The organism is Paracoccus sanguinis, from assembly GCF_900106665.1.
Taxonomy (GTDB): Bacteria; Pseudomonadota; Alphaproteobacteria; order Rhodobacterales; family Rhodobacteraceae; genus Paracoccus; species Paracoccus panacisoli.
The window spans coordinates 1-2,602 of the sequence record NZ_FNNA01000017.1 but is presented as its reverse complement, the minus strand read 5'-3'; the positions used below and the strand labels follow the sequence as shown (position 1 = coordinate 2,602).

Sequence of the window (2,602 nt, the reverse complement as noted above, 5' to 3'; positions counted from 1 at the left end):
CTCAAGCGCCAGATCGACGAGGCGCGCGAGATGCCGGCACAGCAGAACGCCATCCGACGGCTGCGGCTGAACGAATGGACCGAACAGGTCACCCGGTGGCTCGACATGGAGGTCTGGGCGGAGGGTGGACTGCCCGTAACGGCCGGCGGCGCGGACATCGCGGGGGAGCTTGCCCGTCTGGAGCAACTGCTCGCGGGACGTGAATGCTACGGCGGGCTCGACCTCGCCCGGGTCAACGACCTCTCGGCCTTCCTGCTGCTGTTTCCGCCGACGCGGGATCCAGCGCTCGGGGATCTGGCCGGCAAGTGGATCGTGCTGAGCCGGTTCTGGGTCCCCGAGGAGGACATCCTCCGCCGCGCCCGCCGTGACCGGGTGCCCTACGATGTCTGGCGCGACCAGGGGTTCCTGGTGGCCACCCCCGGCAATGCCACCGACTTCGCCTTCATCGAGGCGGAGATCGTCAGTCTCGCCGGCCGGTTCGATCTGCGTGAGCTCGCCTATGACCGCACCTTCGCGGGCGAGATCGTCCAGCATCTGCAGGACGAGGGCCTGAACCTCGTCCAGTTCGGCCAGGGGTTCCTGAGCATGGCTGCGCCCACGGCGGAGCTCGAGCGGCTCGCGGTCTCGCGGCTCCTCTGGCACGGGGGCCATCCGGTGCTGCGCTGGAACGCCTCGAACGTCGCCGTCCGGCACGACCCGGCCGGCAACATCAAGCCGGACAAGGAACGCTCGTCCGAGCGCATCGACGGGATCGTGGCGCTCTGCAACGCGCTGGGGCGGGCGATGCTGCGGGACGAATCCGCCGGCCGCTCCATCTACGCGGCCCGCAGGCCAATGGTGCTCTGACCGGGCCACTCTGACTGGGCCTTTCGCTGACAGGAATGCTGCATGTCCTTCTGGTCCCGCCTCGTTGGCTCGCGCGAGCGGGCCGGTCCTGCGCCTGCTTCTGCAGCATCGATCGGCAGCGCCCCGGCTGTTGGTCTCGGTGCTCCGTCGCCTCCGGGTGTGGCCCCACAGGCCGCGCTCGGGACTTGGACCGGCACGCTGGTCCAGACATCCAGAGAACTGGAGCAGGTGCTGCGCGGTGGCTCCGCGACGGCCTCCGGCGTTCGTGTCTCGCCCGAAGCCGCGCTCACCGTGGCCGCCGTCCACGCCTGCGTGCGGATCATCGCGGGCGCGGTCGCGACCCTGCCGCTGCAGTTGCGCCGCCGCATCGACGATCGCACCCGGGAGGACGCCTCGAACGATCCGCTCTGGCACCTGCTGCGGCGCCGGCCCAACCGCTGGCAGACACCCTCGCAGTTCCGCCGCATGATGCAGACGCATCTGCTGCTGCGCGGCAATGCCTATGCGATGATCGTCCGCTCGCGCGGACAGGTCCGGGAGCTGATCCCGTTGCAGCCGGACCGGGTGGCCTGTCGGCAGAGGGACGATCTGGAACTGGAATACGTCTACATCCGCCGCGACGGGGTGCGGGTGCAGCTCGGGCAATCCGAGATGTTCCATCTCGTCGGCATGACGCTTGATGGCGTCACCGGCGTCTCGGTGATCACCCATGCCCGCGAGACGATCGGGCTGTCACTGGCGATGGAGGAGCACGGTGCCTCGACCTTCCGCAATGGGGCCCGGGTCTCGGGCGTGCTGCGCCACCCCGGACGCCTCGGGCCCGAGGCGGTGGCCAACCTCAAGGCGGGCCTCGACGAGTTCCGCTCGGGCGGCGAGCAGGAAGGCCGGCACCTGATCCTTGAGGAAGGCATGGACTACGCTCGCATGGCGATGACCGCCGAGGACGCGCAGTGGATCGAGAGCCGCAAGTTCACCCGCGCCGACATCGCCATGTTCTTCGGGGTCCCGCCGCACATGATCGGCGACACCGAGAAGTCGACCAGCTGGGGCACCGGCATCGAGCAGCAGTCGATCGGCTTCGTGGCCTACACGCTCGAGGATCACCTGACGACCTGGGAGGAGACCATCGCCCGCGATCTCATCCCGGAGGCACGCCCCGACCTCTACGCCCGCTTCAACCGCGCGGCCCTGGTCAAGGGCGACATCAAGGCCCGCTGGGAAGCCTATGTGAAGGGCCTGCAATGGGGTGTCTGGAGCCCGAACGAGATCCGCACGCTGGAGGACGAGAACCCGCGTGCAGGCGGCGATGTCTACTATCCGCCGCCGAACATGACGGCACCGCGGACGGCGGGGCAGGAGGGCAACGGACCGCCGCCGGAGACAGAGGAGCGAGAGCCATGACGCTGCGCAGCGCACCGCCGATCAACCTGTCGCGGCCACCAAAGGTGCAGGCCTGGGACCCCGATCCGGCGCTGCTGGAGAAGTGGACCCCCGGACTTCGCGCCGGTCCCGGCCGGGAGTCGGTGACCGGCAGCCGCACGATCAGCATCCTCGACGTCATCGGTGCCGATGGCCTGACCGGCGAGGGCGTCACCGCCCGGCGCGTCGCTGCAGCGCTGCGCGCGATCACCGCCGACAATATCACCGTCGACATCAACAGTCCCGGCGGCGACTTCTTCGAGGGCGTGGCAATCTACAACCTGCTGCGCGCCGATCCGCGCCGGGTCTCCGTCCGCATCCTCGGGCTTGCCGCCTC

At 69.4% G+C, this 2,602-nt stretch carries 3 protein-coding genes; all 3 read left to right on the top strand.

All coding sequences use genetic code 11. The features are described from left to right. A partial coding sequence (locus BLW17_RS17195) for a terminase TerL endonuclease subunit (protein ID WP_244507349.1) occupies positions 1–846 on the top strand: 846 nt, incomplete at its 5' end. A gap of 42 nt (positions 847–888) precedes the next feature. Beyond that, positions 889–2,247, top strand: a complete 1,359-nt coding sequence (locus BLW17_RS17190; RefSeq protein ID WP_081969287.1) for a phage portal protein — start codon at positions 889–891, stop codon at positions 2,245–2,247. Next, on the top strand, positions 2,244–2,602 hold a 359-nt coding region (locus BLW17_RS17185; protein ID WP_170835626.1), incomplete at its 3' end, for an ATP-dependent Clp protease proteolytic subunit. The genes BLW17_RS17190 and BLW17_RS17185, both read left to right, overlap by 4 nt.